General features: G+C 62.1%; 25 protein-coding genes. 13 read left to right on the top strand and 12 right to left on the bottom strand.

What is annotated here, in order from left to right; genetic code table 11:
- Positions 1-2 precede the first annotated feature (2 nt).
- The gene (locus tag O1W68_RS16365) at positions 3-941 is read left to right on the top strand and encodes an alpha/beta hydrolase (RefSeq protein ID WP_269305247.1); all 939 of its coding nucleotides are present in this window, start codon (positions 3-5) and stop codon (positions 939-941) included.
- On the opposite strand, the gene O1W68_RS16360 is transcribed toward O1W68_RS16365, so the two are convergent.
- Positions 897-1,772: a glycine betaine ABC transporter substrate-binding protein gene (locus O1W68_RS16360; RefSeq protein WP_269305245.1), complete on the bottom strand. Its 876-nt coding sequence runs from the start codon at positions 1,770-1,772 to the stop codon at positions 897-899. The two genes, O1W68_RS16365 and O1W68_RS16360, sit on opposite strands and share 45 nt — an antisense overlap.
- Before the next feature lie 188 nt (positions 1,773-1,960).
- On the opposite strand from O1W68_RS16360, the gene O1W68_RS16355 reads away from it, so the two are divergent.
- The 4 genes from O1W68_RS16355 (at position 1,961) to O1W68_RS16340 (ending at position 5,558) form a co-directional block, all read left to right on the top strand.
- Entirely contained in the window at positions 1,961-2,908 is a 948-nt protein-coding gene (locus O1W68_RS16355; protein WP_269305243.1) for an ABC transporter substrate-binding protein, read from the top strand.
- Between the two features lie 69 nt (positions 2,909-2,977).
- Positions 2,978-4,174, top strand: coding sequence for an ABC transporter ATP-binding protein (locus O1W68_RS16350; RefSeq protein WP_269305241.1), 1,197 nt, complete (start codon positions 2,978-2,980; stop codon positions 4,172-4,174).
- Positions 4,171-4,869 (top strand): ABC transporter permease, encoded by a 699-nt coding sequence (locus O1W68_RS16345; protein ID WP_269305238.1) that lies wholly within the window; start codon positions 4,171-4,173, stop codon positions 4,867-4,869. Before O1W68_RS16350 ends, O1W68_RS16345 begins: the two co-directional genes overlap by 4 nt.
- The gene (locus O1W68_RS16340; RefSeq protein WP_269305236.1) at positions 4,866-5,558 is read left to right on the top strand and encodes an ABC transporter permease; all 693 of its coding nucleotides are present in this window, start codon (positions 4,866-4,868) and stop codon (positions 5,556-5,558) included. Before O1W68_RS16345 ends, O1W68_RS16340 begins: the two co-directional genes overlap by 4 nt.
- An 85-nt stretch (positions 5,559-5,643) precedes the next feature.
- On the opposite strand, the gene O1W68_RS16335 is transcribed toward O1W68_RS16340, so the two are convergent.
- The 4 genes from O1W68_RS16335 to O1W68_RS16320 form a co-directional block, all read right to left on the bottom strand.
- Positions 5,644-6,840 (bottom strand): NAD(P)-dependent malic enzyme, encoded by a 1,197-nt coding sequence (locus tag O1W68_RS16335; RefSeq protein WP_269305234.1) that lies wholly within the window; start codon positions 6,838-6,840, stop codon positions 5,644-5,646.
- 180 nt (positions 6,841-7,020) lie between these two features.
- On the bottom strand, positions 7,021-7,281 hold the full coding sequence (locus tag O1W68_RS16330; protein ID WP_269305232.1) for a hypothetical protein: 261 nt from the start codon (positions 7,279-7,281) through the stop codon (positions 7,021-7,023).
- Positions 7,282-7,285: 4 nt separating this feature from the next.
- Positions 7,286-7,900: a MarC family protein gene (locus tag O1W68_RS16325; RefSeq protein WP_269305231.1), complete on the bottom strand. Its 615-nt coding sequence runs from the start codon at positions 7,898-7,900 to the stop codon at positions 7,286-7,288.
- Positions 7,897-8,751 carry a PHP domain-containing protein gene (locus tag O1W68_RS16320; protein ID WP_269305230.1) on the bottom strand — a complete coding sequence of 285 codons (855 nt, stop codon included), beginning with the start codon at positions 8,749-8,751 and terminating at the stop codon, positions 7,897-7,899. The genes O1W68_RS16325 and O1W68_RS16320 overlap by 4 nt, the downstream gene beginning before the upstream one ends.
- 77 nt (positions 8,752-8,828) lie before the next feature.
- On the opposite strand from O1W68_RS16320, the gene O1W68_RS16315 reads away from it, so the two are divergent.
- A complete protein-coding gene (locus tag O1W68_RS16315; RefSeq protein ID WP_269305228.1) occupies positions 8,829-9,926 on the top strand; it encodes a magnesium and cobalt transport protein CorA in 1,098 nt (365 codons plus the stop codon).
- Positions 9,927-9,957: 31 nt separating this feature from the next.
- Here the strand turns inward: O1W68_RS16315 and O1W68_RS16310 are convergent, their stop codons facing one another.
- Positions 9,958-10,545 carry a suppressor of fused domain protein gene (locus O1W68_RS16310; protein WP_269305226.1) on the bottom strand — a complete coding sequence of 196 codons (588 nt, stop codon included), beginning with the start codon at positions 10,543-10,545 and terminating at the stop codon, positions 9,958-9,960.
- Between the two features lie 78 nt (positions 10,546-10,623).
- On the opposite strand from O1W68_RS16310, the gene O1W68_RS16305 reads away from it, so the two are divergent.
- The 3 genes from O1W68_RS16305 to O1W68_RS16295 all read left to right on the top strand — a co-directional run bounded on the left by O1W68_RS16305 (position 10,624) and on the right by O1W68_RS16295 (position 13,776).
- Complete coding sequence (locus O1W68_RS16305) at positions 10,624-11,337, top strand: metallophosphoesterase family protein (RefSeq protein WP_269305225.1); 714 nt, start codon at positions 10,624-10,626, stop codon at positions 11,335-11,337.
- Complete coding sequence (locus O1W68_RS16300; RefSeq protein WP_269305224.1) at positions 11,327-12,184, top strand: chromosome partitioning protein ParB; 858 nt, start codon at positions 11,327-11,329, stop codon at positions 12,182-12,184. The genes O1W68_RS16305 and O1W68_RS16300 overlap by 11 nt, the downstream gene beginning before the upstream one ends.
- Before the next feature lie 125 nt (positions 12,185-12,309).
- Positions 12,310-13,776: an MFS transporter gene (locus tag O1W68_RS16295; RefSeq protein ID WP_269305222.1), complete on the top strand. Its 1,467-nt coding sequence runs from the start codon at positions 12,310-12,312 to the stop codon at positions 13,774-13,776.
- A gap of 39 nt (positions 13,777-13,815) precedes the next feature.
- Here O1W68_RS16295 and O1W68_RS16290 read toward each other — a convergent pair whose 3' ends face one another.
- From O1W68_RS16290 to O1W68_RS16265, 6 genes are all read right to left on the bottom strand, one after another.
- Entirely contained in the window at positions 13,816-14,985 is a 1,170-nt protein-coding gene (locus O1W68_RS16290; protein ID WP_269305221.1) for an ABC transporter ATP-binding protein, read from the bottom strand.
- Positions 14,986-14,990: 5 nt separating this feature from the next.
- A complete protein-coding gene (locus tag O1W68_RS16285; RefSeq protein WP_269305219.1) occupies positions 14,991-15,824 on the bottom strand; it encodes a carbohydrate ABC transporter permease in 834 nt (277 codons plus the stop codon).
- Complete coding sequence (locus O1W68_RS16280) at positions 15,824-16,777, bottom strand: carbohydrate ABC transporter permease (RefSeq protein WP_269305217.1); 954 nt, start codon at positions 16,775-16,777, stop codon at positions 15,824-15,826. Before O1W68_RS16280 ends, O1W68_RS16285 begins: the two co-directional genes overlap by 1 nt.
- Complete coding sequence (locus tag O1W68_RS16275) at positions 16,774-18,102, bottom strand: ABC transporter substrate-binding protein (protein WP_269305216.1); 1,329 nt, start codon at positions 18,100-18,102, stop codon at positions 16,774-16,776. Before O1W68_RS16275 ends, O1W68_RS16280 begins: the two co-directional genes overlap by 4 nt.
- 178 nt (positions 18,103-18,280) lie before the next feature.
- Positions 18,281-18,772, bottom strand: coding sequence for a general stress protein (locus tag O1W68_RS16270; protein WP_269305214.1), 492 nt, complete (start codon positions 18,770-18,772; stop codon positions 18,281-18,283).
- A 79-nt stretch (positions 18,773-18,851) separates the two neighbouring features.
- The gene (locus tag O1W68_RS16265) at positions 18,852-19,817 is read right to left on the bottom strand and encodes an HpcH/HpaI aldolase/citrate lyase family protein (RefSeq protein ID WP_269305395.1); all 966 of its coding nucleotides are present in this window, start codon (positions 19,815-19,817) and stop codon (positions 18,852-18,854) included.
- A 59-nt stretch (positions 19,818-19,876) separates the two neighbouring features.
- Here O1W68_RS16265 and O1W68_RS16260 point away from each other — a divergent pair, with 59 nt between their 5' ends.
- The 4 genes from O1W68_RS16260 (at position 19,877) to O1W68_RS16245 (ending at position 23,875) form a co-directional block, all read left to right on the top strand.
- On the top strand, positions 19,877-21,151 hold the full coding sequence (locus O1W68_RS16260; RefSeq protein WP_269305213.1) for a magnesium transporter MgtE N-terminal domain-containing protein: 1,275 nt from the start codon (positions 19,877-19,879) through the stop codon (positions 21,149-21,151).
- Positions 21,148-21,717, top strand: a complete 570-nt coding sequence (locus tag O1W68_RS16255; protein ID WP_269305211.1) for a DUF1003 domain-containing protein — start codon at positions 21,148-21,150, stop codon at positions 21,715-21,717. Before O1W68_RS16260 ends, O1W68_RS16255 begins: the two co-directional genes overlap by 4 nt.
- Before the next feature lie 137 nt (positions 21,718-21,854).
- Entirely contained in the window at positions 21,855-22,715 is an 861-nt protein-coding gene (locus tag O1W68_RS16250) for a lytic transglycosylase domain-containing protein (protein WP_269305209.1), read from the top strand.
- Positions 22,716-22,741: 26 nt separating this feature from the next.
- Positions 22,742-23,875, top strand: coding sequence for an Mrp/NBP35 family ATP-binding protein (locus tag O1W68_RS16245; RefSeq protein WP_269305207.1), 1,134 nt, complete (start codon positions 22,742-22,744; stop codon positions 23,873-23,875).
- Positions 23,876-23,886: the final 11 nt, after the last annotated feature.

The following is a 23,886-nucleotide window of genomic DNA, read 5'->3' as shown; positions in this document are numbered from 1 at the left end:
GCATGAGGTCTTTCTATCTGCCACTCCCCCTCGTCGCCGCATCGTTGAAGCCGTTCTATCGGTTGGCGTTGAATGCGCGCTTGCCGTTCGCGGTTCAACGCAAAATTCTCGAAGCGGCATCTCCACTGCAGACCTTGCCGCACGGGACCGTCAGCGAAAAGCTCACCCTCGCCGGACGCCAGGCGGAACGAATCACAGTCGGCGCTACGGAACGTACGACGGCAGTGCTCTACCTGCACGGCGGCGCATACACCATCGGTTCGATCGCCACTCACCGCTCGCTGGCGGCGCACCTTGCTCGTGAGTCTGCAAGCGCGGTATACGTTCTCGACTATTCACTGGCACCAGAAAATCCGTTGCCCGCTGGATTGGACGACGCCGTTGCCGCCTTCCGCGAGTTGGTGACTTCGCACGGGTTCAGCGCTGATCGGGTTGCGATTGCGGGCGACTCGGCCGGCGGTGGCCTGGCAGTTGCTACGGCTCGTCGACTCGTGGACGACGGAATTCTGCCTGCCGCACTCGGATTGATTTCTCCATGGGTCGACCCTGGAGCTCGCGACGCTCAGTTCGATCGAGATTTGGTTGTCAATACTGCTTGGTCGTTCGCCTCCGCCGATGCGTACCTGCACGAAGGTGATCCACTCGATCAGAGATTTGCTCCCCTGCACGGGGATTTGTCGGGGCTACCGCCGGTCGTCATGCATGTCGGAACATCCGAGGTGCTGTATCCACAGATCGTCGCCTTTCACGACAAGCTCCTGTTGTCCGGCGTCGAAGTCGACTATGTCGAATACGAAAAGCTGTGGCACGTCGCGCACCTGCAGGCGTCGATACTTCGCGAAGCAGCTGATGCCGTGCACCATATGGGCGCATTTCTCGGCGCGACAGTGCGTACTTCAGAGGTTGTGTTCGCCGAGCCAGCGAGCAGCGACCTCGTCTGATCTCGCACCCCCGCGGACCTCGCCGATCATGTCGGCGAGGTCCGCGGTCGTCAATTCACCGGCGACCACGCCGAAAGCTTTGATTTCGTTCTCGTTCAACACACCGTCTCGAAAGAGTGGCACGACGTTCTGGGGCCGGAACGCTCCTTCGTCGTCGTCGAGCGCGGTCAGATCCTTGGCCTTCGGCCCTGACGACGCGGTACGAATCACGCCGACGGCTACGGACTCCGACCCTTTCACCGCGCCTGCCTCGACTGCCTCTACGACTGCCTCTTCGTCGGCCTCGATCCGGACCGAGGCAAAACTGCACCCGTAGAGATCCCGCACTCTGTTCAACGCTTCGACGTTTACGGCGGTGACCGATACCGTGGCCTGCGAACACCTCGACGCGATGTCAGTGATCGTCTCGGCTCCCGGAAAAGGGCTGGCGTCTGCGATAACCAGTGCCACACCGTCTTCCGCGGTGGCATAGTCCGAGACGGACAAACCCTGAGGAAGCGACTTGTTGAGATCGGCGAACACATCGTCTGCTTCGGTAGCCTCCGACGTCGAATCGAACGTGTCGAGGAGTTCGCCGATCAGCTCTGGAACGACGTCGACGTCGCCCCGGTCGAGTGCCGCCAGGGAGTCACCGCTGTTGCCCGCGTCCAACTGGGCGCGCACATCTGCCCCGGACGAGCGCAGCGCCCCTGCATAAATCTGCGCCAACAGCTCACTCTGCACGGTGTCCGAGGAACCCACCACGATGGTCGAGGATGGCTGCTCGGCTGCACCGCACGACATCGCGACGCACGAGAGGAGGACCAGAACTACGACCCGTAGGCCCGTCACACACACTTTTCCACAAGCTCCGTTCACAGACGCTGTCGGTGGCAAGGTTTATCGTTCCACCACAACGGGAACTGAGGCCAACGAGATGCTCTTCGGGGCAACCCTATGTCTAGACTTGCTCGGATCACCATCCCGAGCTGCCGAGACAACCGGTCACTCGACGCGCCGGTACCGATGGAAGGACCGAAATGAACATCACCCGAACCACACGCGTCCTCGCTGCATTGTCGATTTCGGCACTCGCGCTGACAGCATGCGGCAACAACGACGATCCCCTGTCCAGTGGCGGCGGGCAGAGCAACGGGGACACCAACTCCATCGTGGTGGGCTCGGCCAACTTCCCGGAGTCCGAGACCGTGGCGAATATTTACGCAGAAGTGCTGCGCGCCAATGGTTTCGAGGTGGGTACCAAATTCAACATTGGGAGCCGCGAAGCCTATATTCCGGCAGTGAAGGACGGGTCGATCGATCTGGTCCCCGATTACACCGGCAACCTTCTGCAGTACTTGGACGAGTCGGCAACGGCGACTTCGTCCGAGGATGTTCTGGCAGCCCTGCCGGACGCACTCGGTTCGGACTTGGCCGTGACGGCTCAGGCACCCGGTGAGGACAAGGATGCCGTAGTCGTCAGCCGTTCCACGGCTACCGAACGCAAGCTGACCACGATCGGCGACCTGGCGCCCTTCTCCGCGGATGTCACCTTCGCAGGCACGCCCGAGTTCCAGGAACGTGTCGGTGGGCTACCGGGGCTGAAGTCGAAGTACGGCCTCGACATCGCGGCAGGAAATTACGTCCCGATCTCCGACGGGGGCGGCCCGGCGACCGTCGAAGCTCTGGTCTCCGGCAAGGTCACTGCTGCCGACATCTTCACCACTTCGCCCGCAATCGCACAGAACGACCTCGTAGTACTCGAGGACCCGGAGAACAACTTCGCTGCACAGAACATCATCCCGGTGCTCAACACCGCGAAGCAGTCGGACAAGCTCACCAAGGTCCTCGACGCAGTGTCTGCGCAGATCACCACCGAAGAACTGATCGCCCTGAACACCTCTGTTTCCGGTGACGCCAAAGTCGAACCGGCAGCAGCGGCGAAGGCCTGGGTAGCACAAAAGGGACTGGACAAGCCGATCAGCTGATTGCGCGTCTATCTACGCAATGCACTTCACCGACGGTTTGCCGGTGCACCGACGAGAGGCGCCCCAGTAGTGATCACTTTCGACAGTGTGAACAAGACATACCCGGACGGCACCACCGCTGTCGACTCGCTTGATCTGGTGATCGAACCCCAGTCGTTCACCGTCTTCGTCGGGCCGTCGGGATGCGGTAAGACCACCTCGATGCGGATGATCAATCGCATGATCACTCCGACTTCGGGAGTGATCACGGTCGACGGAAAGAACATCGCCGACGCCGACGCCGTGAAACTGCGGCGCGGCATCGGTTACGTCATTCAGAGCGCCGGCCTGCTGCCACACCGCACGGTCGTGGACAACGTCGCGACCGTGCCGGTGTTGCGTGGCGCCACGAGGCGCGCCGCACGCAAGGCCGCGTTGGGTGTTCTCGAACGAGTGGGCCTCGACCCAGCTTTCGCCTCCCGCTACCCGGCGCAGTTGTCCGGTGGCCAGCAGCAAAGAGTCGGCGTCGCCCGCGCACTGGCCGCGGATCCGCCGATCCTGTTGATGGACGAGCCTTTCAGCGCCGTCGATCCTGTGGTCCGCGAGGACCTGCAAACCGAAATGCTCCGCCTACAAGCGGACTTGAAGAAGACCATCGTGTTCGTCACTCACGACATCGACGAAGCCGTCCGACTCGGCGACCACATTGCCGTCTTCGGACCCCAAGGGAGACTGCAGCAGTACGACAAACCGGAGACCATTCTCTCTGCACCGGCCACGTCCTTCGTGGCTTCGTTCGTCGGTCGCGATCGTGGCTATCGCGGACTGTCGTTCAGGTCGGCGCAGTCGGTAACCATGCACTCGATCGACACTGCGACCGAGAGCGAAGTGAAGTCTCTGCGCCTCGACCAGGGGCAATGGGTTCTCATTGTGGACTCGGCACGCCGTCCGCTCGGCTGGATCGACACCACCGGGGTCGAGAAGGTTCGCGACGGCAGGGCGCTGGAGGAGAGCACCGCAGCGGGCGGGTCACTGTTCACCCAAGGCGGGGATCTGCGCCAAGCGCTCGATTCGGCCATCTCGTCGCCGTCGGGAATCGGGGTCGCGGTGGACGAGACCGGAGCGGCCGTCGGCGGCGTCGACGCTGCAGAGATCCTCGAAAACCTTGCTGTGCAACGTAAGTCCGAGGACGAGGAACGAACCCGGCACCACTTCGGTTCCGAAGAAAACAGCACGTCGGGGCAACACAGCAGTTCCATCCAACACAGCGAGGACGACAAGAAGTGAAGTGGCTGGTCGACAACTTCGATGTCGTTCTCGGCCTCGCGAAGACACACCTCTACCTGTCGCTTGTTCCGTTGCTGATCGGATTGGTCGTTGCGATACCCGTCGGCACACTCATTCGGAACACACGATGGGTGCGGCGAACGACACTGACGCTGGCCAGCATTGCCTTCACCATCCCCTCACTGGCACTGTTCGTCACAATTCCAGCGATCGTGGGTCTTCCCATTCTCGATCCGCTCAACGTCGTCATCGCGTTGGCGGTGTACTCGACAGCCCTTCTGATTCGGGCCGTTCCCGAAGCATTGGACTCGGTACCGTTCGCGGTCGTCGATTCTGCCGAGGCCATGGGGTACTCGTCGATTCGGCGCGCGGTGTCCGTCGAATTGCCACTGTCGCTCCCGGTGCTGATCGCGAACGTCAGGGTTGTGGCGGTCACGAATATCTCGCTCGTGTCGGTCGGCTCGGTGATCGGCATCGGTGGCCTCGGTCAACTGTTCACCCAGGGATATCAGCGTGACTACCCGGACCAGATTGTGGCCGGCATCATCTCGATCGTCTTCCTGGCGCTCGTGTTCGATGCGGTGCTGTATCTACTCGGTCGTCGGCTCACACCGTGGACTCGCCTCAGCTCGGTCTCCAAGAAGAAGGCCACAGTTTCACAGCAGGTCACAGTCTCGAAGGAGGGGTCGGCATGAACCTGTTCTCGCAGGCCTTTTCCTACATCTTCGACGCCGGAAACTGGGCCGGGCCCACCGGAATCGGCGCACGAATTTTCGAGCACATCTGGTACAGCCTTCTCGCGGTCGTGATCTCGGCGGCCATCGCTATACCCATCGGCCTCCTGATCGGGCACCTACGGAGAGGTGAAGCCCTCGTCGTCGGACTCGTCAATGCGCTCCGATCGCTTCCGACACTCGGCATTCTGGTGTTCCTGGTTCTGGTCATCGGGCTCGGACTGGTGCCTCCGATCATCGCGCTGGTTCTCCTCGGTATTCCACCTCTCCTTGCCGGGACGTACTCCGGAATTGCGAACGTCGACGCCGATGTGGTGGACGCCGCCAGAGCCATGGGCATGACCGAACTGCAAGTGCTCTTCCGCGTCGAAATCCCCAACGCGCTGCCGCTGATGATCGGTGGCCTCAGAAACACCACGCTCCAGATCATCGCCACCGCGACCGTCGCGGCGTACGTCAACCTCGGCGGGCTCGGTCGCTACATTTTCGACGGCCTCGCACTCTACGACTACGGGCGCGTGCTTGTCGGCGCAATCCTGGTCGCATTGCTGACCCTGATCGTGGACGGTCTGCTGGCCCTTGCCGTCTGGGCTTCGGTTCCGGGTACAGGTCGGCTCAAACGTATGCCGTCGCGTCTGGCCGAGGTCTAGCTGAATGAAATAAGGGCACGAACGAGAAAGCACCCCGCACCATGCCTGGTTGAGGCAAGGTCCGGGGTGCTTCTTCTATTCGGTCCTACGCGACGCCCTCGGCTCGCGCTGCTGCCGCGACTGCGTCCGCAACGGCTGGGGCTACGCGAGGGTCGAGCGGGCTCGGCACGATTTTGTCCGCAGCCAGCTCGTCGCCGAGAACCGAGAGGATTGCCTCGGCAGCGGCGAGTTTCATGCCTTCGGTGATGCGGCGTGCTCCGGCGTCGAGTGCGCCTTTGAACACGCCGGGGAAGGCGAGCACATTATTGATCTGATTCGGGAAGTCACTGCGGCCTGTCGCAACGATCGCGGCGTAGAGGCTCGCTCGTTCAGGGTGAATCTCGGGGTCCGGGTTCGACAGCGCGAACACGATCGACTTCGGTGCCATCGACGCGATGTAGGACTCGTCGATCTGTCCGGCGGAGACTCCGAGGAACACGTCGGCTCCGGCGAGCGCATCTGCAGCGCTTCCCGACAGCCGGCGAGGATTGGTGCGCGAGGCCAGGTCTGCTTTCACCGAGTTCAAGTCACTGCGATCGGCTGACACGATTCCCTTGGAATCGAGCACGACGACATCCGGAGTGCCTGCCGCCAAAAGAATGTTGGCGCACGCGACGCCTGCTGCCCCGGCACCGGAGATGACGACCTTCAACCCTGCAGTGCTGCGCCCCTGGACCTTCGCTGCGCCGTTCAGGGCAGCGAGAACGACTATTGCGGTGCCGTGTTGGTCGTCGTGCATTACTGGGCAGTCGAGAGCTTCGATGACGCGCCTCTCGATTTCGAAGCAGCGCGGTGCCGAGATGTCTTCGAGATTGACTGCACCGAAGCTATGGCGCAGACGAACGATGGTGTCGACGATCTCGTCGGCGTCCTGGGTGTCGATGACAATCGGGATGGAGTTCAGGCCGGCAAATTTTTTGAAGAGAGCCGCTTTGCCCTCCATGACCGGAAGCGATGCGCGGGGGCCGATGTCACCGAGTCCGAGAACAGCCGAACCGTCGGAGATGACAGCGACGAGGCGGTCGGTCCATGTGTACTGCTTGGCAAGCGCGGGATCTTCCGCGATAGCGCGACTCACCTGAGCTACCCCGGGCGTGTACGCGATGGAAAGGTCACGCTGGGTCTCGAGTGGAGAGGCCAGTTCGACGGACAGCTTTCCACCGACGTGTCCGAGGAATATCTCCTCGTCGGTGATAGCGGACAGGTTTGCTGTATTGCTGATCGGTTCGGTCACGGTGGTCACGTTAGCTCCTATGGACTCCGGTTTCGATACCGTCCAGAAATTCGAGGGAGGTGTCACCGTGCGCGCCATTGTGCGGCTGCATCTGCGGGAGAACCGATCTGCACAGTCGGTATGGCGCGGTGGCGCCGAAACTGCAGAATTCAGTGTGCCACTGTAACCCGCGGGTTGGCAACATGCCGGTCAACCCCACCACTGAGTCCAGAGCAGCACACCTGCGATGACGAAGACGGCGGTCGACGCGAGAGCCGAAGAGCCTCGACGACGATGATCGGCGAAGTGCTGCACGACGATGGCGGCGACTGCGGCCGCGATGTGGGCAACTACCGAGACTGTGCCCGGCCCGGGAAATTCACGTTGATTTCCGAGATATTGGGCGCCCACTACAAGGATGGCCATGACCACGAGCCCTGCTGCGACGGCCCCACTCAACGCTCTAAGCACACCGTCAACCTCCTGTGATGAAGCCGCGGACGGAGTCCGCAATGAGCTGGACGGCAATTGCAGCCAGCAGTAGGCCCGCGATGCGAGCAAGCAGGGTGATGCCGCCGACACCCAGGATTCGTATCAATACCGTCGAGAATCTGAGTACTGCGAAGAACAGTATGTGAATGGTGACGATCGCAAGCGCGACGGCTGCGAGTGAACCGACCCGCCCGTCGGCTTGACTGACATAGACGATGACGGCTGCGATCGCACCCGGCCCTGCCATCAACGGGGTGCCCAACGGGACCAACGCGACGTTGACTTCCTCGGCCTCGGTGCCACTACCTGCACTTTTGCCGGTAAGCAGTGACAGTGCGATGAGCAGAAGCAGCAGACCGCCTGCGCCCTGAAGCGCCGGTATTCCGATGTGAAGGTAGCCAAGAATGGCCTGGCCGCCGATGGCGAAGACGGTGATGACCGTCAGCGAGACCGCGGGAGCTTGCCAGGCGGCACGATTTCGCTCTTCTTTGCTTTTGCGTCCAACCAAAGAAAGAAAGACGGGAATGGCACCGGGTGGGTCCATGATGACGAACAGAGTGATCAGAACCGTCAGGTAGAGGGTGGTGTCGAAGCTCATGCAGGCAGTCCTGATGCCTGCGACACCAACCGCTCGTAGTTGTCCACGGATGTCAGGTGCTGACCGAGCTTCAGTTCCTTGTTTCGACCGTGATAATCGGACGATCCTGTGACGATCAGGTCGAGCTCGCCGGCGAGTTCACGGAGTATCCGAGCATCCTCGGCGTTGTGATCGGCGTGGTCGACCTCGAGGCCCCCCAGTCCTCCGGGATCGAGAGAAACGAGCTCACGGATCTGTGCGAGATCGAGCAGTCTTCCCCGAGTCCTGGCGCGTGCGTGCGCGAGCACGCTGACTCCTCCCGCTGCCGCGATCATCTTCACGGCCCGATCGAGCGGAGTGTCGACCTTGGGGACGTAGTACTGACTCCGTGTGCTCAGGGGACCGTCGAATGCTGCCTGCACACTCGGAGCTGCGCCGGCCTCGACGAGTGCACGTGCCAGGTGGGGCCGTCCGGCCGACGGGCCGGTCCGGGCCAGAATGTCGTCCGGATCGATGCTGGGATAGTCGACGGCCAGTAGCTCGGCCATGCGCCTGATCCTCGTGCTGCGTTCTTCGCGCAATCGCGCACGTTCGAGTGCGAAGGCTTCGTTCTCGGGATCGAACAGGTAGGCCAGTAGGTGCACCGGAACCGGATCACCGTCCTCGCCTCGCCCGGTGCAGGACATCTCCATTCCGCGCACCACGGTCAGACCGGCAGGCGCCGCCTCCAGGGCCTCGTCCCAACCCGCCGTAGTGTCGTGATCGGTCAGCGCAACGACGTCGAGACCTGCCGCGTGCGCCGCGCGAACCAACTCCGCCGGCGTATCGGTGCCGTCGGACGCGGAAGAATGAGTGTGAAGATCGATGCGCACGGGGAAAGTCTCTCAGGCGTACGATTGCGCGTCGTTCGCCGCCCAGAACAATCCGCCCTCGACGAAGGAGTGCAGCCATGCCATCTCTACCACCACGGCCCTCGCTGCCGTCCCTCCATTCGCTGCGGCCCTCTACCCGGTCTGCGGCTCGCGCGCCGAAAGTCCCGGTGCCGACCGCGCGCGCCGTCGTCGACTGCGCCGTCTACGTCGACGGCATCCGGTTGGCGGGCAAATTCACCCATTCCGCTGCCATCGCGGAGGTCCGCAGACGCGGCGACGGATTCGTCTGGGTCGGCCTGCATGCCCCGGACGAAGGCCAGATGAACAGTGTCGCCGCGTGTTACGGACTGCACGAGTTGATGGCCGAGGACGCCGTTCACGCCCACCAGCGCCCCAAACTCGAGCGGTACGACGACGTTTCGTTTCTCGTTCTCCGAACGGTGAGCTACGTCGAGCACGAATCGGCGACGACGGCCAACGAGTTGGTCGAGAGCGGGGAGATCATGGTCTTCCTCGGTAGGGACTTCGTGGTGACCGTCCGGCACGGCGAACATTCAGGGCTCTCCGGCGTGCGTCATCGACTGGAGCAGAATCCGGAGCACCTCGCGCTGGGGCCGACCGCAGTTCTGCATGCCGTCGCCGATCACGTCGTCGACGAGTATCTGGCGGTGACGTCTTCGATCGAACGTGACGTCGACGTCATGGAGGAGGAAGTGTTCTCCCCCGATGATCACGTTCCGATCGAGAACATCTATCTACTCAAGCGCGAGGTCGTCGAGCTGCGACGCTCGGTTACGCCACTGTCGACGCCGTTGAGCCAGTTGGTGCAGGGTGTGGACACTCCTGTTCCGAAGGCGATACGCCGGTATCTGCGCGATGTCGCGGACCATCACACGCTGGTTGCGGAGCGGGTGGCCGAGTTCGACGAGGTACTGAGTTCGCTGGTCGATGCTGCACTGGCGCGGGTGACGATGCAGCAGAACATGGATATGCGCAAGATCTCGGCGTGGGTGGCCATCGCCGCGGTTCCGACAATGGTGGCCGGCATCTACGGCATGAACTTCGACAACATCCCTGAACTGCATTGGAAATACGGTTACTACGGCGTCATCGGAGTAGTTGCGGTCGTATGTATCAGCTTGTTCGCGACGTTCCGGCGCAACAACTGGCTCTGACCGCCGGCAAGCCGCGTCGAACTCGGTGTGGCTAGAGGGTCACAGCCGACCGGGCAGGGTCGCGAACGTCGATACCTGCTTCTTTCCATGCGTCCCGAAGCGCTTCGGCGCCGCGCAGTCGTACCCATGCCGCCTCGGTACTGGTGATCGGAACCAGCTGCAGGAACTTCACCGGATCTGCAGGCTCCGGCAGCACCAGATCGTCGATCTCACTGTCTCCGAGCAACACCGCAGTGAAGGGCGCGCCCTTCCACAACGATTCGCCGATATCGAGCAGAAGGTCAGGGCGCAGAACTACACCTTCCACCGACGGCGACGCCGCCAACTTGGCGATGTTCTGCAGGAAAGAGGTGTCGATACCGTCGAAGACCCTCGTGATGAGAATGAGTTCGGCTCGGGGACCACGGGTCGCGTCGGCGATCATTTCGCTGGGATCGGACATGGGGTATCGAGAACAGCCCAGAGTTGCGAATCTGGCGAACGCATCCTGCCGGGGCAGGAATGTCAGTACTTCCAACGATTCGAGACCGAGGAAGGTGACCGAATAGGGGCGGGGATTCTTGTCCCCGATCTGCGCGACGAGGTGTGCGCGGACCGAGGAAATGACGCTGTCGCTCACAGTGCCATCCAACACCACCGCGGTCCGAACGACGCGTTCGGTGCATCACGAAAGGTGGTTGTCGGTAGCGTCGGGCACGTGGTCTCCGTCCTAGCAGTCTCCGACGAAACTATCGAGACCCTGTGGAGCACACAGGGTCGCTCGCTCGATGTCGACCTCGTTCTCGGGGCGGGCGACCTGCCCTTCGAATATTTGGAATATCTGACGGATGCTTTGAACGCGCCGTGCGTTTTCGTCCCCGGAAATCACGACGCAGACTTGACGGGCTACTCGGCAGGGCGGGTCGGATGGATACGCGCGGGTTTGCCCAGCACCTGGCCAGGGCCCGTAGGTGCGGTGAACGCCGACCGCACGATCGTGTCGGCGGCAGGGTTGCGCATCGCGGGCCTGGGTGGATCGATTCGCTACAACGATGGCCCGAACCAGTGGACGCAACGTCAACAGCGTCGTCGAGCCAGGTCCCTCACCCGTACCGAGTCGTGGAAACGAACGATGCGCGGCGACGACCGCGGTGTGGACGTGCTCTTGACGCACAGCCCGCCGTTCGGAGTCGGCGACGACACCGATCCCGCGCACGTCGGATTCGAATGTCTGGACGATGTCGTCCGTTCGCTGCAACCCCAGTTGCTTCTGCACGGTCACATCCATCCTCACGGTCAGACACCGGAAGACCTCGAGCTACACGGGACCACCGTCCTCAACACGGTCGGATACACCTTGCTCGAGATCGAACCGGGTGGCCGAGCAGCTGAGAACGTACCCACGATTGTGAGGCGAAGACATGGCACGTGACACCGGCTTCCCCACCGCCGATGCGGAGAACGACTTCACGCGGCAGCGCCGTCGCGCCGACATTGCACGATTGGTCGGGTGGCTGCGTCGCCAGCCCGACGACGTCAACACCATCCTGCCGTTCGACGAGGTCGTCGCCGCTCTCGGCAAGGTGGGTGAGCGTCAACTCGGCTTGCAGGTCATCCGGGTCGACTCCATCGTCGGAAGCGTCGACCGCACACGCGACTTCGATCGGTTCTTCCGACCGACATCGGCACGGATTCGGGAGCGGTGGCAGCGCCTCGCCGCAGCCCAGCGACGCGGCGAGTCCATGCCGCCGATTCAGGTGTATCGCATCGGCTCGATGCATTTCGTAATCGACGGCCACCATCGGGTGTCCATCGCATTCGCCATGCACCGAACCACGATCGACGCTTTCGTTACCGAGATCATCACGCGCATCTCCCCTGAGGGCATCACCAGACGCGGTGATCTGCTCATCAAGGATCACCGACGCATCTTCCTCACCCGCGTGCCCTTGGTCGGCAAAGCCCGCGAGGCGGTGCAGGTCACCGATCCGTTCGAGTACGCGGAATTGAGCGAATGCGTCGAGGCCTGGGGTTTCCGACTGATCCAGGAGCTCTGTGAATTCGTCGATCGCCCAACCGTTGCCCGACGCTGGTTCGGCGAGGAGTTTCTACCCGTCGTCCGGATGGTGCGCGCCGCCGACATCCTGGAGGGAAAAACGGATGCCGAGGCGTACCTGTGGATGATCCGCGAACGATATCGTCTGGTGCGCGAACATATCTGGAACGACGAGATCGTCTCCGAACTCCGTGAGCGGGCGCGAGTCACACAACGTTCGTGAGCACCGCGTCGTAGTCGCGAGAGGCATGCGTGGCTTCCCCCTCCGCAGAAACTCTGATAAGCACTTAGGTGCACACATCAAGTTTTTTCTCTTTGCTCCATCGAAATGTAACGGGGTACTTCCGCATGCCATCCGCGGTTCGCACGGAAGATCTACGACCAGGAGTTCTACTTCTGCCGGGTCTGTGCTTCGTGGTGATGACGGTTGCCGTCCTGCAGACGATGGTCATCCCGATCGTCGGAACGATAGGGATGCAACTTCACGTCAGCCCTACCGCTGCCGGGTGGGTGATCACTGCCAATCTCCTGGCCGCCGTCGTCGCGACCCCGGTGATCGGCAGGTTGGCAGACCTGCACGGCAAACGCCCCGTGCTCATCGGAGTTCTGCTGCTCGTGCTCGCTGGTTCCCTCATCGCCGCGAGTACTCACTCCCTTGCACTTCTGATCTTCGGGCGTGTTCTTCAGGGTGTGTCGTACGCGCTGTTTCCAATCGCGCTGGCAATCCTTCGCGACGAAATGCCGCACAGAAAACTGGTCGGCTCGATGGCCATTCTTTCCGGCACTCTCGGCGTCGGCGGCGGGTTCGGGCTCGTTCTGACGGGTTTGCTGACTGCGGACGGCGCCGACTATCACCGTGTCTTCTGGCTGACCTCAGTGTTCGTCCTCGGGGCTCTCGTGATCGCGTGGTTCGCCGTTCCAGCGCGAGCGCGCAGTGGCCGCGGCTCGGTGGACTGGTGGGGCGCAGTCCTTCTCTCCATAGCGCTGGTCCTGCTTTTCCTCGCGTTGACGCAGGGCAGGGAATGGGGCTGGGGCTCGGTCACCACTCTTGCCTGCTCGATCATCGGAGCCATCACGCTCGCACTGTGGTGGATATTCGAGAACAAGACGCCGGCTCCCCTCGTGGCACCGCGTCTGCTCACGCACGGACCGCTGCTGGCGACGAATATCGCAACGCTCTTCGTCGGTATCGGAATGTTCGTCAACTTCCTTGCCAGCTCGTACTTCGTGCAGACACCTCGTGAACTAGCCGGTTACGGCTTCAGCGCAACCGTGCTCGGGGCCAGCGTCGTATACCTGCTGCCCGGTGCTGTCGTCGGCGTCATTGCCGCAACCTGCAGCGGGGCATTCATCCGACGCTTCGGTGCACGACCGGTACTGATCACGAGCGGTGGAATCGGAGTCTTCGGGTTCGTGTTCTTCGTCTTCTTCCACACCGTCACCTGGCAGGTCATTCTCGCGACATCGATCGTCAGCGTCTTTGTCAGCCTCGCATTCGCTGCTATACCGAACCTGCTGATGGCCGAGGTCTCCGCCTCGGACACCGGAGTGGCGAACAGCGTCAACTCGATCGTTCGAACCGTCGGAACATCCATTGCGAGTGCACTTCTCACCACCATGCTGGCCACCTACACCATTGCAGGAACCTCGATTCCACGCGAAACGGTGTACACGTTTGCATTCGTCGCCGGAGCGATCGCGTGCACCATCGTGGCCTTGGCTGCGACCGCAATACGAGTGCAACCCTCTGTCTCCGTAACCGTGACCGAGGTTGCGCGCGACAGCGAAGTCGCGCAGGTGCGCGGAAACCCGTAGTCAGCCGTCGATTTCCGCATACCTGCGCGCCGAAGCCACTTACAGGGTCAGGTTTGCGCCAGACGAATGGTCGAACACGGACACCTTGGCAGGATCGAACCACAACTCGATCTGGCCACCCTCGGCTGCCTTGGATTCGGCTGCCAACCGTGCGACGACTTGCGCACCTCCGAGATTGCCGATGCCCGCATCGGCAGCCAATTCCTGTAGTTCGGCGGACTCGACCTGAGCACCCGCGAGCGTGAAGTACACGTACTTGTCACTGCCCATCGACTCGAGTACGTCGACTTTCGCAGTGAACACCGCGCCGCTGATCTTCTGGTACCCGTCGATGAGTGCAGCATCCTCGAAATGTTCGGGGCGAATGCCGACAACGACTTCACGCCCCGGATTCTTCGACTTGATCGAGTTCATTCGGTCCAGTGGAAGCTCGATGTCGCCGAGGTCGGTGGACACGCCGTTCGCGGTGAGCTGTCCCGGCACGAAGTTCATCGAAGGAGATCCGATGAAGCCGCCCACGAACAGGTTCTTGGGCTTGTCGTAGAGCTCCTGCGGTGAGCCGATCTGCTGCACGCGTCCACCACGCAACACCACGACCCGATCGCCGAGCGTCATGGCCTCGGTCTGATCGTGCGTCACGTACACCGTGGTGGTGCCCAGACGCTTCTGCAGCCTGGAGATCTCCGCACGCGTCTGCACCCGCAGCTTGGCGTCGAGGTTCGACAACGGCTCATCCATGAGAAATGCCTTGGGAGTGCGAACGATGGCGCGCCCCATGGCAACTCGCTGGCGCTGGCCACCGGAGAGATTCGCCGGCCGACGATCGAGGTGCTGGGTCAGATCGAGGATCTTCGCAGCCTCCTCCACCTTCTCGTTGATCTCGTTCTTGCTGAGCTTGGCGAGAGTCAACGGGAACGCGATGTTCTGTCGAACCGTCATATGCGGGTACAACGCGTAGGACTGGAACACCATCGCGATATCGCGATCCTTCGGAGCCTTCTCGTTGACGCGCTCCCCCGCGATGCGCAGCTCACCGGACGAGATGTCCTCGAGGCCCGCGATCATGTTGAGCGTCGTGGACTTTCCACACCCCGACGGCCCGACGAGAATGATGAACTCGCCGTCCGCGATGGTCATGGACACGTCGCTGACGGCAGCGGCACCGTCCGGGAAGAGCTTGGTGATGTTTTCGAGAACAATTTCGGACATGACGGTTATCCCTTCACTGCGCCGGACGTCAAGCCCGCCACGATGCGTCGTTGGAAAAAGAGCACGAAAACGATGATCGGAATGGTGATGACCACTGCTGCTGCTGCGATCGATCCGGTGGGCTCCTCGAACTGCGAGCTTCCGGTGAACTGCGCGATCGCGGCGGGCGCGGTGATGGACCGCTCGGTCGCGGTCAACGAGATGGCCAACAGCAGGTCGTTCCAAGCGAAGATGAACACCAAGATGGCGGCCGTCACGATGCCGGGAGCAGCCAGCGGGGCGATGACCTTACGGAAAGCTTGTGCTGGAGTGGCACCATCCATCTTCGCCGCTTTCTCCAGCTCCCAAGGAATCTCCCGGAAGAACGCGGAGAGAGTGTAGATCGCCAGCGGCAACGCGAACGTGGTGTACGGAATGATCAGACCAAGCCAGGTGTCGAACAGGCCGAGAGCACGCTCGATGTCGAACAGCGGAGTGACGAGCGAGATCTGCGGGAACATCGCGATGAGCAATGCGACACCGACGAGCAACTTCTTGCCGGGAAAGTCCAACCGGGCAACGGCGTATGCCGCCATCGTGCCGATCACGACGGCGATGACCGTGGTGATGAGGCCGATTCCGATCGAGTTGATCAGAGCCGAGGTGAACTGGCTGGTCGAGAAGATTCCCTTGTAGTTGTCGAACGTGAAGGACTTCGGAATGAACGCGCCATCGGTGATCGTGGCCGTCGACTTGAACGACAAGCTGATGATCCAGGCCAACGGAACGAGCGCGTACAGCAGGACGAGGACATTGATGACCGTCCAGCCGACCTTCTTGCGAGGCGTCACTGTCGTCATTATTTACGGCCTCCGTCGTCCGAGCCCGGTGCCGAAGCCCCGAACAGCTTGATGAACACGAACGCGATGATGGCGACGCAGAAAAAGATGAGAACGCTGATCGCCGAGCCGAGTCCGAGGTTGAATGCGCCGAACAGGTTGTCGTACCCGAGAATCGACACCGAACCCGTGCCGTTGCTGCCCTTGGTCAGCACGTAGATGTTGTCGAAGATGCGGAACGCGTCCAGTGTGCGGAAGAGAACTGCGACGAGGATTGCCGGCTTCATGAGCGGAATTGTGATGCGCAGCAATCTCGTCCAGGCTCCGGCGCCATCGACCTCGGCGGCCTTGAGCAGATCGTCCGGTACGAGTGCGAGCCCTGCCAGAAGCAGGAGAGCCATGAACGGCGTGGTCTTCCAGACCTCGGCGAGCACGATGATCGCCAACGACGGGAACTGTTCGGTGAGCGGTGCGCTGCCGTCGGGAAGGAGGTTGGCGAGGTACCCGGTGCCCGGCGTCCACGCGTAGTACCAGCTGTACGCCGCGGCGACTGTCACGATGCCGTAAGGAATCAGGACCACGGTACGCACGAGTCCGCGGCCGAAGATGGTGCGGTGCATGACGAGTGCCACAGCCAACCCGAGGACGAACTCGATGATCACCGACACGATCGTGATTCCCGCCGTGACACCGAACGCCTGCCACCAGTAACTGTCCGAGAGCACTGTGACGTAGTTCGAGAAGCCTACGAACTCCCGGTCGTCGGGGAAAGCCAAGTTGTACTTCTGCAGGCTGAGCCAGAATGCGTAGACGATCGGATACCCGGTGACGGCCACCATGATGATCGCGGCGGGCGCGACCAGCATGAGCCCGAGTCGACGCTCGGCCTTCTTGCCGTCGGATCTGTGCTTCAGCGCATCCTGCCTGGCCGGCGCGACGGGCCCGGATTCGGGCTCGGTTGTCGGTGCGCTCATGGGATCAGCCCTTCCGAGTTGACGGCCTTGGAAACGAGATCGGCGAGCTTGTCCACGTCGGCGACGGGGTCGATGTCCTGCGGTGGATTGAGCGCGTCGGTGAGCAGGATCGAAATGGACTGATATGCCGGGGAAACGGGCCGGACCGCAGAGTTCTCGATCGAGTTGAGGACGCCTTCCCACGCTGGGTAGACCGCCTGGAACTCAGGATCCTGGTACAGATTCCGCAAGACCGGCGGCACGCCGCCGTTGACTGCGTTGTTGCGCTGGTTCTCCTCGTTCGTCAAGCACGCGACGGCTTCCCAGGCAAGGTCCTCGTGCTGGGTCGTGTTCGCGACGCCAATGTTGAATCCGCCGATCGTGACCTTGGCGGGGGTGTTTTCCACGACAGCTGGATACGGAGCGCTTCGGAAGACCTCGGCGATTGCTGCATCTTGTTGATCGGCAGGAACATTCGACAGATCGAGAAATGGAACCGCACCAGCGACCGCGTTCTCTTTCAGACCGGGCAGGACGAATGGGTAGTTGACCTCGAAAGCGGAGCTACCTGCTTCGAGTCCGAGTCGGGCCGTCGCTTCGTCGGTCTGGGAAATGGACGGATCCGCACCGTCTGCGGTTGCCACACGTTTCATGATTTCGAGCGCTTTTTCGGTGGCCGCACGATGCTCAGGAGTGTCGTTGAGGGTGACAGTCGTACCGTCCTCACCGACTACCTGACCGCCCGCGCTGACGAGGAGGCTGTTGAACCACACCATCAGACCCTCGTACTGCTTGGCCTGAACCCCGATGTACGACGGCTTGCCCTCTGCAGCATTCGTTTCGGCGACGTCGATCAGCTGATCCCACGTTTGCGGGGGTACGCCGCCTGGAACCTGGTCCGGCCGGTACCAGAGCAGCTGCGTATTGGAGTTGAGCGGAACCGCGTACAGCTGGTCTTGCCATTCTGCCGTTGCCAGGGGACCTTCGAGGGTCGACCCGTCACGCAGCTTGGCGGACAACTCCTCGGGAACCGGCAGCGCCCAACCTGCTTCGGCGAACTCCGCCGTCCAGACGACGTCGAGCGTCATCAGGTCGAGTGAACTGTCGTTGCCCGCCAACCGTCGAGCCAGCTGAAGCCGCTGATCGTTGGCGCTCTTGGGCAGTGTTCTCTGCTCCACGGTGTAGCGGCCGCCCGACGCCGCCGAACAGGCCTGCGCGGCGGCCGCGTACTGCTCGGCGCCGTCCGCGGCTGTATAAAAACTCAGCACCGGGGTGCTGCTGTCCGACGATCCACATGCCGCCAACAGCGGAGTGACGACCAGAGCAGCTGCGGCCAACACCCCCATCTTGGTTGCGTTTCTCGGCCTCGGACCACGTTGTCTCGGCACTTTCCGCCTCCGTATTTTCGATTACTCGCGCAGCAGTTGCTCTGGTCTACCCTGCGCGTAAAGAAACGTAACCGAACTCACAGTCCTCGAGGCGAAATTGGGACTATTCCGTAATGTCCGACAGATAACTATCGGGTCAGATCGACAGCTTTGCGAGCATGTCCCGGGCCTTTTCGGCACTCTTGGGCTCGCACAAGACGTCGTAGCGACCAGCGACGAGCTGCATGCTCGACGCGAAGTCACGTTGACCGCGCGTTGCTGCGTACGGAATGGCGGTGGAGATGAGACCGAAGATGATGCCACCGACGATGCCAATCGCCAAAGCACCGAAAAGGTTGCCGTTGGTGAAGATTCCGAGTACGAGACCGAGGAATACGCCCAGCCATGCGCCCGAAACGATTCCTCCGCCAATCACTTTGGCCCATGTGAGTCTGCCGAGGACTCGCTCGACCTGCATGAGGTCGACGCCGACGATTGTGACGTCTTGAACGGAGAACTCCTGATCGGAGAGGTAGTCGACAGCCTTCTGGGCCTCGGCATAGGTTGGGTAGGAGCCGATCGGCCACCCTGACGGAGGCGTCGGAAGTCCTTGGCCACTGCGGCCGGACTGCGAGAGTGGATTCGTCATGTATCCATTGTGCCTGGGAACGGGCGCAACAGATACCCGTTGTGGTGTTTCACCATGCCCTGTGCGTTGCCGGGCGTAATTACGTTGCCGGCGGCGTGAACGAGGTCGTCCGTGTCATGCCCGCAGCTCTGCCCTTCGCCGACACGACAAGCGCCATCTTTCGGCTGGCCTCGTCGATCATCTCGTCCCCCAACATGACAGCACCACGGCCTCCGCCTGCGGCCGAGGTGTGGAACTCGTAGGCGTCGAGAATCATCTCGGCCTTGTCGAAGTCCGACGGACGGGGGCTGAATATCTCGTTGGCGGCGTCGATCTGCGTCGGGTGCAGTACCCATTTTCCGTCGAAACCGAGGCCCGCAGTGCGACCCGCGGCCCGCCGGAACGCGTCGAGGTCACGAATCTGGAGGTATGGCCCGTCGATCGCCTGTAGGCCGTGCGTGCGCGCAGCCAACAGGATGGTCATCAGAATGTGGTGGTAGGCGTCTCCGGTGTCGTAGCCCTCCGGTTGTTCGCCGACGACGAGTGTGCGCATGTTGACGCTAGCCATCAGATCTGCAGGCCCGAAGACCAGGGTTCGAACACGAGGACTCGCGGTAGCGATCGCGTCGATGTTGCGCAGGCTTCTCGCACTCTCGATCTGTGGCTCGATGTCGATCGCGCCCACCGGCAGACCCGCGAGCTTCTCGACCTGCGTCAGCAACAAATCGAGCGCCTGGACGTGCGAGGCGGTCTCGACCTTGGGGAGAAGGATCGCATCCAAGTTGGCACCTGCACCGGAGACGACCTCGATCACATCACCGTGCGTCCACGGGGTAGTCCAGTCGTTGACACGGACGACCTTGATCTGTTCGCCCCAGCCGTCGGAATTGAGCGCCTCCACTATCCGTCCACGTGCTTCGACCTTCGCGATCGCGGCGACCGCATCCTCGAGGTCGAGAAAGATCGCGTCCGCGGGAAGCGTCTTGGCTTTCTCGATCATCTTCGCGGAACTACCAGGAACGGCAAGAACCGATCGACGCGGACGGTCTCGCTCCACCGAAGTCACGTTCACGCCGCACCTGTCTGATTCTCTGAAATATCCGTTGACGCTCTAACCTTGACATCATGGCAGCTCTGAGCAAGGTATTTGCGGCCAGGCTGGCGGGCCTGGTGGTTCTCGGTCCCGATGGTGAGTCGATCGGCCGTGTGCGCGACCTGGTCATCACCATGCGCGTCGGACGCGCCCAACCGCGCGTGCTGGGCGTCGTCGTCGAACTTTCCACGCGCCGAAGAATTTTCGTGCCGATGCTTCGGGTCACGAGTATCGAGCCGAACTCCGTGCAACTCAACACCGGCAATGTGAGTCTGCGTCGATTCACTCAGCGCGCGAACGAGATCCTGGTCTTCGCGCAGATTCTCGATTCCAAGGTCCGCGTCGACGACCCAGAACTCGAAGAGATGCACGATGTCGACTCGATCGTGGTGGATCTCGGGATCGAACTGACTCGGACCCGTGATTGGCTCGTCGCTCGTGTCGCAGTGCGTCGCCAGCGTCAACGGCTTGCTCGACGCGGCGCGATCCATGTGGTCGATTGGCAGCACGTGCAGGGGTTGACGCAGAACGAGCTGTCGTTGCCCGGCCAGGGCGTCGCGCAACTTCTGATGCAGTTCGAGGACCTACGTGCCGCCGACGTGGCCCACGCGATGCGCGAACTCCCCGTCAAGAGACGCATGGAAGTGGCGATGGCGCTGAACGACGAGCGCTTGGCCGACATCGTGCAGGAGCTACCCGATGACGATCAGGTGGAGTTGATGCATTACTTGGGCGTCGACCGTGGGGTGGACGTGCTCGAAGCGATGGACCCCGACGACGCCGCCGATCTCCTGGGCGAGCTGCCGAAGACCGAGGCGGAATCACTACTTCGCCTGATGGACCCGGAGGACTCGGCACCGGTTCGCCGTTTGCTCGCACACTCTCCCGATACGGCCGGTGGAATGATGACGCCCCAGCCGGTCATCCTGACGGCGTCGACGACCGTCGCCGAAGCACTCGCACGGGCGCGCAATCCGGATCTGACTCCGGCATTGGCTTCGTTGGTTTTCGTCGTTCGACCGCCGACCGCGACGCCTACGGGGGCGTATCTCGGATGCGTTCACTTACAGCAATTGCTGCGTGAACCGCCCGCAAGCTTGATCGGTGGTGTGCTCGACAGTGCACTCCCGCGTCTCTCCACCGACGACAGTTTGACGACCGTCACGCGGTATTTCGCGACATACAACCTGGTCTGCGGCCCGGTAGTCGACGATGAGGACCATTTGGTAGGCGCGGTAACAGTGGACGACCTTCTCGATCACCTGTTACCGGAGGATTGGCGAGAGCAAGAGGTGGCCGGCCGATGAAGGAAACAGCCCGCCAACGGATGGACACCCCGCGAGGGACCAAGCTGTTCAATTTCCACCTCGACGTCGACGTGGGCAGATCCGGTGAAAAGGCTGCACGATTCCTCGGCACCGGTCGCTACCTCATCATTCAGACGGCCATCGTCATCGTCTGGATCTTCCTCAACGTCGTTGCGGTCAATCTGCGCTGGGATCCATACCCGTTCATCCTGCTCAACCTCGCGTTCTCCACTCAGGCTGCGTATGCGGCGCCGCTGATCCTGCTTGCGCAGAACCGCCAGGACGACCGCGACCGGGTGTCGCTGGAGGAAGATCGAGCACGAGCGCAGCAGACCAAAGCGGACACCGAGTTCCTCGCCCGCGAACTCGCGTCACTGCGCATCGCCGTCGGCGAGGTTGCCACCCGCGACTATCTGCGCCGCGAACTCGACGAGATCAGGGAACTTCTCGAACAGTTGAACGGCGTTTCACCGGCGCCGGTGAAGAAGTCCAGAAAGAAAGCTTCACGTCCGGCGCCGAAAGGTGACACTGAGGCTTGGGGAACAGGCGCGGATCACATCGAATAACGTTTCGGCGGCGGCTTGACCTCGCACGACACGCTCTATAACGGCGCGGTAACGAAATCATCTCGAATCGGGTACCCTCGACTCCGGAATTCAAACGGAAAGCCTCGAAACAACGGGGCGACGAGGAGGTACCAGGCGTGGGACGTCACAGAAGAGCATCGAACTCCACTATGCGGCGGAATTCGGTGATCGCTCTGACCGGCCTTGTCCCCGCAGGTCTCATCACTGCGGCTTCCAGCGCAGGAGCAGCGGAGTACCTCCCGTTCATGGCATCGGAGTCGACGACCGAGCAGTCGGAGCCCGTAATCGAGACTCCACGTCCCCTCGCATCGGAGACCGACGCTCAGCCCGCCGCCGCCGAGGCACCGGTCGCGCTGGCGATAGCCACCGCCCCCCAACCCGCGGTTGCGCCGACGCCCGAGCTACCCACGTCTCTGATGGCCAGCCCGATCGCCATCCCCACGGTCAACGTGTCGGCATACAAGAACGCCGAGCAGATCCTGACCGCCGAGCTCCCGGGCTGCGGTATCAGCTGGACCGTCATAGCCGGTATCGGCCGCGTCGAGTCGACGCATGCGAACAACGGCAAAGCAGATGACGCGGGCGAATTGTTCGAACCGATCCTCGGCCCCCGATTGGACGGCTCGCTCGCCGGAAACAACGTCATCGCCGACACCGACGGGGGCGCTCTCGACGGCGACCCACATTTCGATCGCGCCGTCGGACCTATGCAGTTCCTACCGGAGACCTGGAATCACTACCACGCCGACGGTAACGGCGACGGCATCTCCGACCCCCAGAACCTCTACGACGCAGCTCTCGCCACCGGTAAGTACCTCTGTGACGGCGGACTGGACCTGCGTGATCTCGGCCAGACGACCAAGGCAATTCTGCGGTACAACAATTCGATGGCATACGTCGCCAATGTGCTCGCCTGGTCCACCGGTTACGCAACGGGAATCGTCCCGACCTCGGACGAGCTCCCCCGCATCCACTAGCGGCGGGGCCCCGATAGCATGGGGTCATGGCAGTCCTTACGGAATCCGACGTTCGAACAGCACTTTCGAAGGTCATCGATCCGGAAATTCACAAACCGATCACCGATCTCGGCATGGTCAAGAGCGTCACGATCGGCGACGGCGGTGCAGTCGACGTGGGCATCTACCTCACCACCGCCGGATGCCCGATGAAGGGCGAGATCAGCGAGAGCGTCAAGAAAGCCGTCGCCGACGTCCCAGGAGTCGGCATCATCAACGTCGAACTCGATGTGATGAACGACGAGCAGCGCACCGAACTCCGCAGATCCCTCCGAGGCGATTCCGCAGAACCCCTCATCCCCTTCGCCCAGCCTGGGTCGCTTACTCGTGTGTACGCCGTCGCGTCGGGCAAGGGTGGGGTCGGAAAGTCTTCCGTCACGGTCAACCTCGCCGCATCGTTGGCAGCCCGCGGCCTCTCGGTGGGTGTGCTCGACGCCGACATCTATGGTCACTCGGTTCCTCGGATGTTCGGCAACGATGCCAAGCCGACCCAGGTCGAGAAGATGATCATGCCGCCGCAGGCTTACGGCGTGAAGTTCATTTCCATCGCCCAGTTCACCCAGGGCAACACCCCCGTCGTATGGCGCGGTCCCATGTTGCACCGAGCCTTGCAGCAGTTCCTCGCGGACGTGTTCTGGGGAGATCTCGACGTCCTTCTTCTAGACCTTCCACCCGGCACCGGCGACATCGCGATCTCGGTGGCGCAATTGGTTCCCAGCGCGGAGATCCTCGTCGTCACCACACCGCAGCAGGCAGCAGCGGAGGTAGCCGAGCGCGCAGGAGCCATCGCACTGCAGACCCGCCAACGTATTGCCGGAGTCGTGGAGAACATGTCCTGGCTCGAGCTGCCCGACGGCACTCGCATGGACATCTTCGGATCGGGCGGCGGACAGGACGTGTCCGAACGCTTGACCAAAGCTGTCGGCGCCACTGTTCCTCTGCTGGGCCAGATTCCGCTCGACACCGCGGTACGAGAAGGCGGTGACAACGGGATTCCCATCGTGCTCGGTCACCCCGAGACTCCGGCCGCGAAGGCACTCGAGGTCGTAGCGGCGAAGCTCGCCGTGCGTGAGCGGGGACTGGTCGGCATGTCGCTGAGCATCGATACAACCCGCCGGTAACCGCGAAACAC

It is taken from the genome of Rhodococcus sp. H36-A4 (assembly GCF_027158005.1).
GTDB lineage: Bacteria > Actinomycetota > Actinomycetes > Mycobacteriales > Mycobacteriaceae > Rhodococcoides.
This window is presented reverse-complemented; position numbering and strand designations above follow the sequence as displayed.

Bases quoted from the DNA above. Each gene is read 5' to 3' on its own strand.
- O1W68_RS16365 (WP_269305247.1), top strand. From the start codon at position 3: ATGAGGTCTTTCTATCTGCCACTCCCCCTCGTCGCCGCATCGTTGAAG.
- O1W68_RS16355 (WP_269305243.1), top strand. From the start codon at position 1,961: ATGAACATCACCCGAACCACACGCGTCCTCGCTGCATTGTCGATTTCG.
- O1W68_RS16340 (WP_269305236.1), top strand. From the start codon at position 4,866: ATGAACCTGTTCTCGCAGGCCTTTTCCTACATCTTCGACGCCGGAAAC.
- O1W68_RS16325 (WP_269305231.1), bottom strand. From the start codon at position 7,900: ATGAGCTTCGACACCACCCTCTACCTGACGGTTCTGATCACTCTGTTC.
- O1W68_RS16315 (WP_269305228.1), top strand. From the start codon at position 8,829: ATGCCATCTCTACCACCACGGCCCTCGCTGCCGTCCCTCCATTCGCTG.
- O1W68_RS16300 (WP_269305224.1), top strand. From the start codon at position 11,327: ATGGCACGTGACACCGGCTTCCCCACCGCCGATGCGGAGAACGACTTC.
- O1W68_RS16295 (WP_269305222.1), top strand. From the start codon at position 12,310: ATGCCATCCGCGGTTCGCACGGAAGATCTACGACCAGGAGTTCTACTT.
- O1W68_RS16290 (WP_269305221.1), bottom strand. From the start codon at position 14,985: ATGTCCGAAATTGTTCTCGAAAACATCACCAAGCTCTTCCCGGACGGT.
- O1W68_RS16285 (WP_269305219.1), bottom strand. From the start codon at position 15,824: ATGACGACAGTGACGCCTCGCAAGAAGGTCGGCTGGACGGTCATCAAT.
- O1W68_RS16280 (WP_269305217.1), bottom strand. From the start codon at position 16,777: ATGAGCGCACCGACAACCGAGCCCGAATCCGGGCCCGTCGCGCCGGCC.
- O1W68_RS16275 (WP_269305216.1), bottom strand. From the start codon at position 18,102: ATGGGGGTGTTGGCCGCAGCTGCTCTGGTCGTCACTCCGCTGTTGGCG.
- O1W68_RS16270 (WP_269305214.1), bottom strand. From the start codon at position 18,772: ATGACGAATCCACTCTCGCAGTCCGGCCGCAGTGGCCAAGGACTTCCG.
- O1W68_RS16260 (WP_269305213.1), top strand. From the start codon at position 19,877: ATGGCAGCTCTGAGCAAGGTATTTGCGGCCAGGCTGGCGGGCCTGGTG.
- O1W68_RS16255 (WP_269305211.1), top strand. From the start codon at position 21,148: ATGAAGGAAACAGCCCGCCAACGGATGGACACCCCGCGAGGGACCAAG.
- O1W68_RS16245 (WP_269305207.1), top strand. From the start codon at position 22,742: ATGGCAGTCCTTACGGAATCCGACGTTCGAACAGCACTTTCGAAGGTC.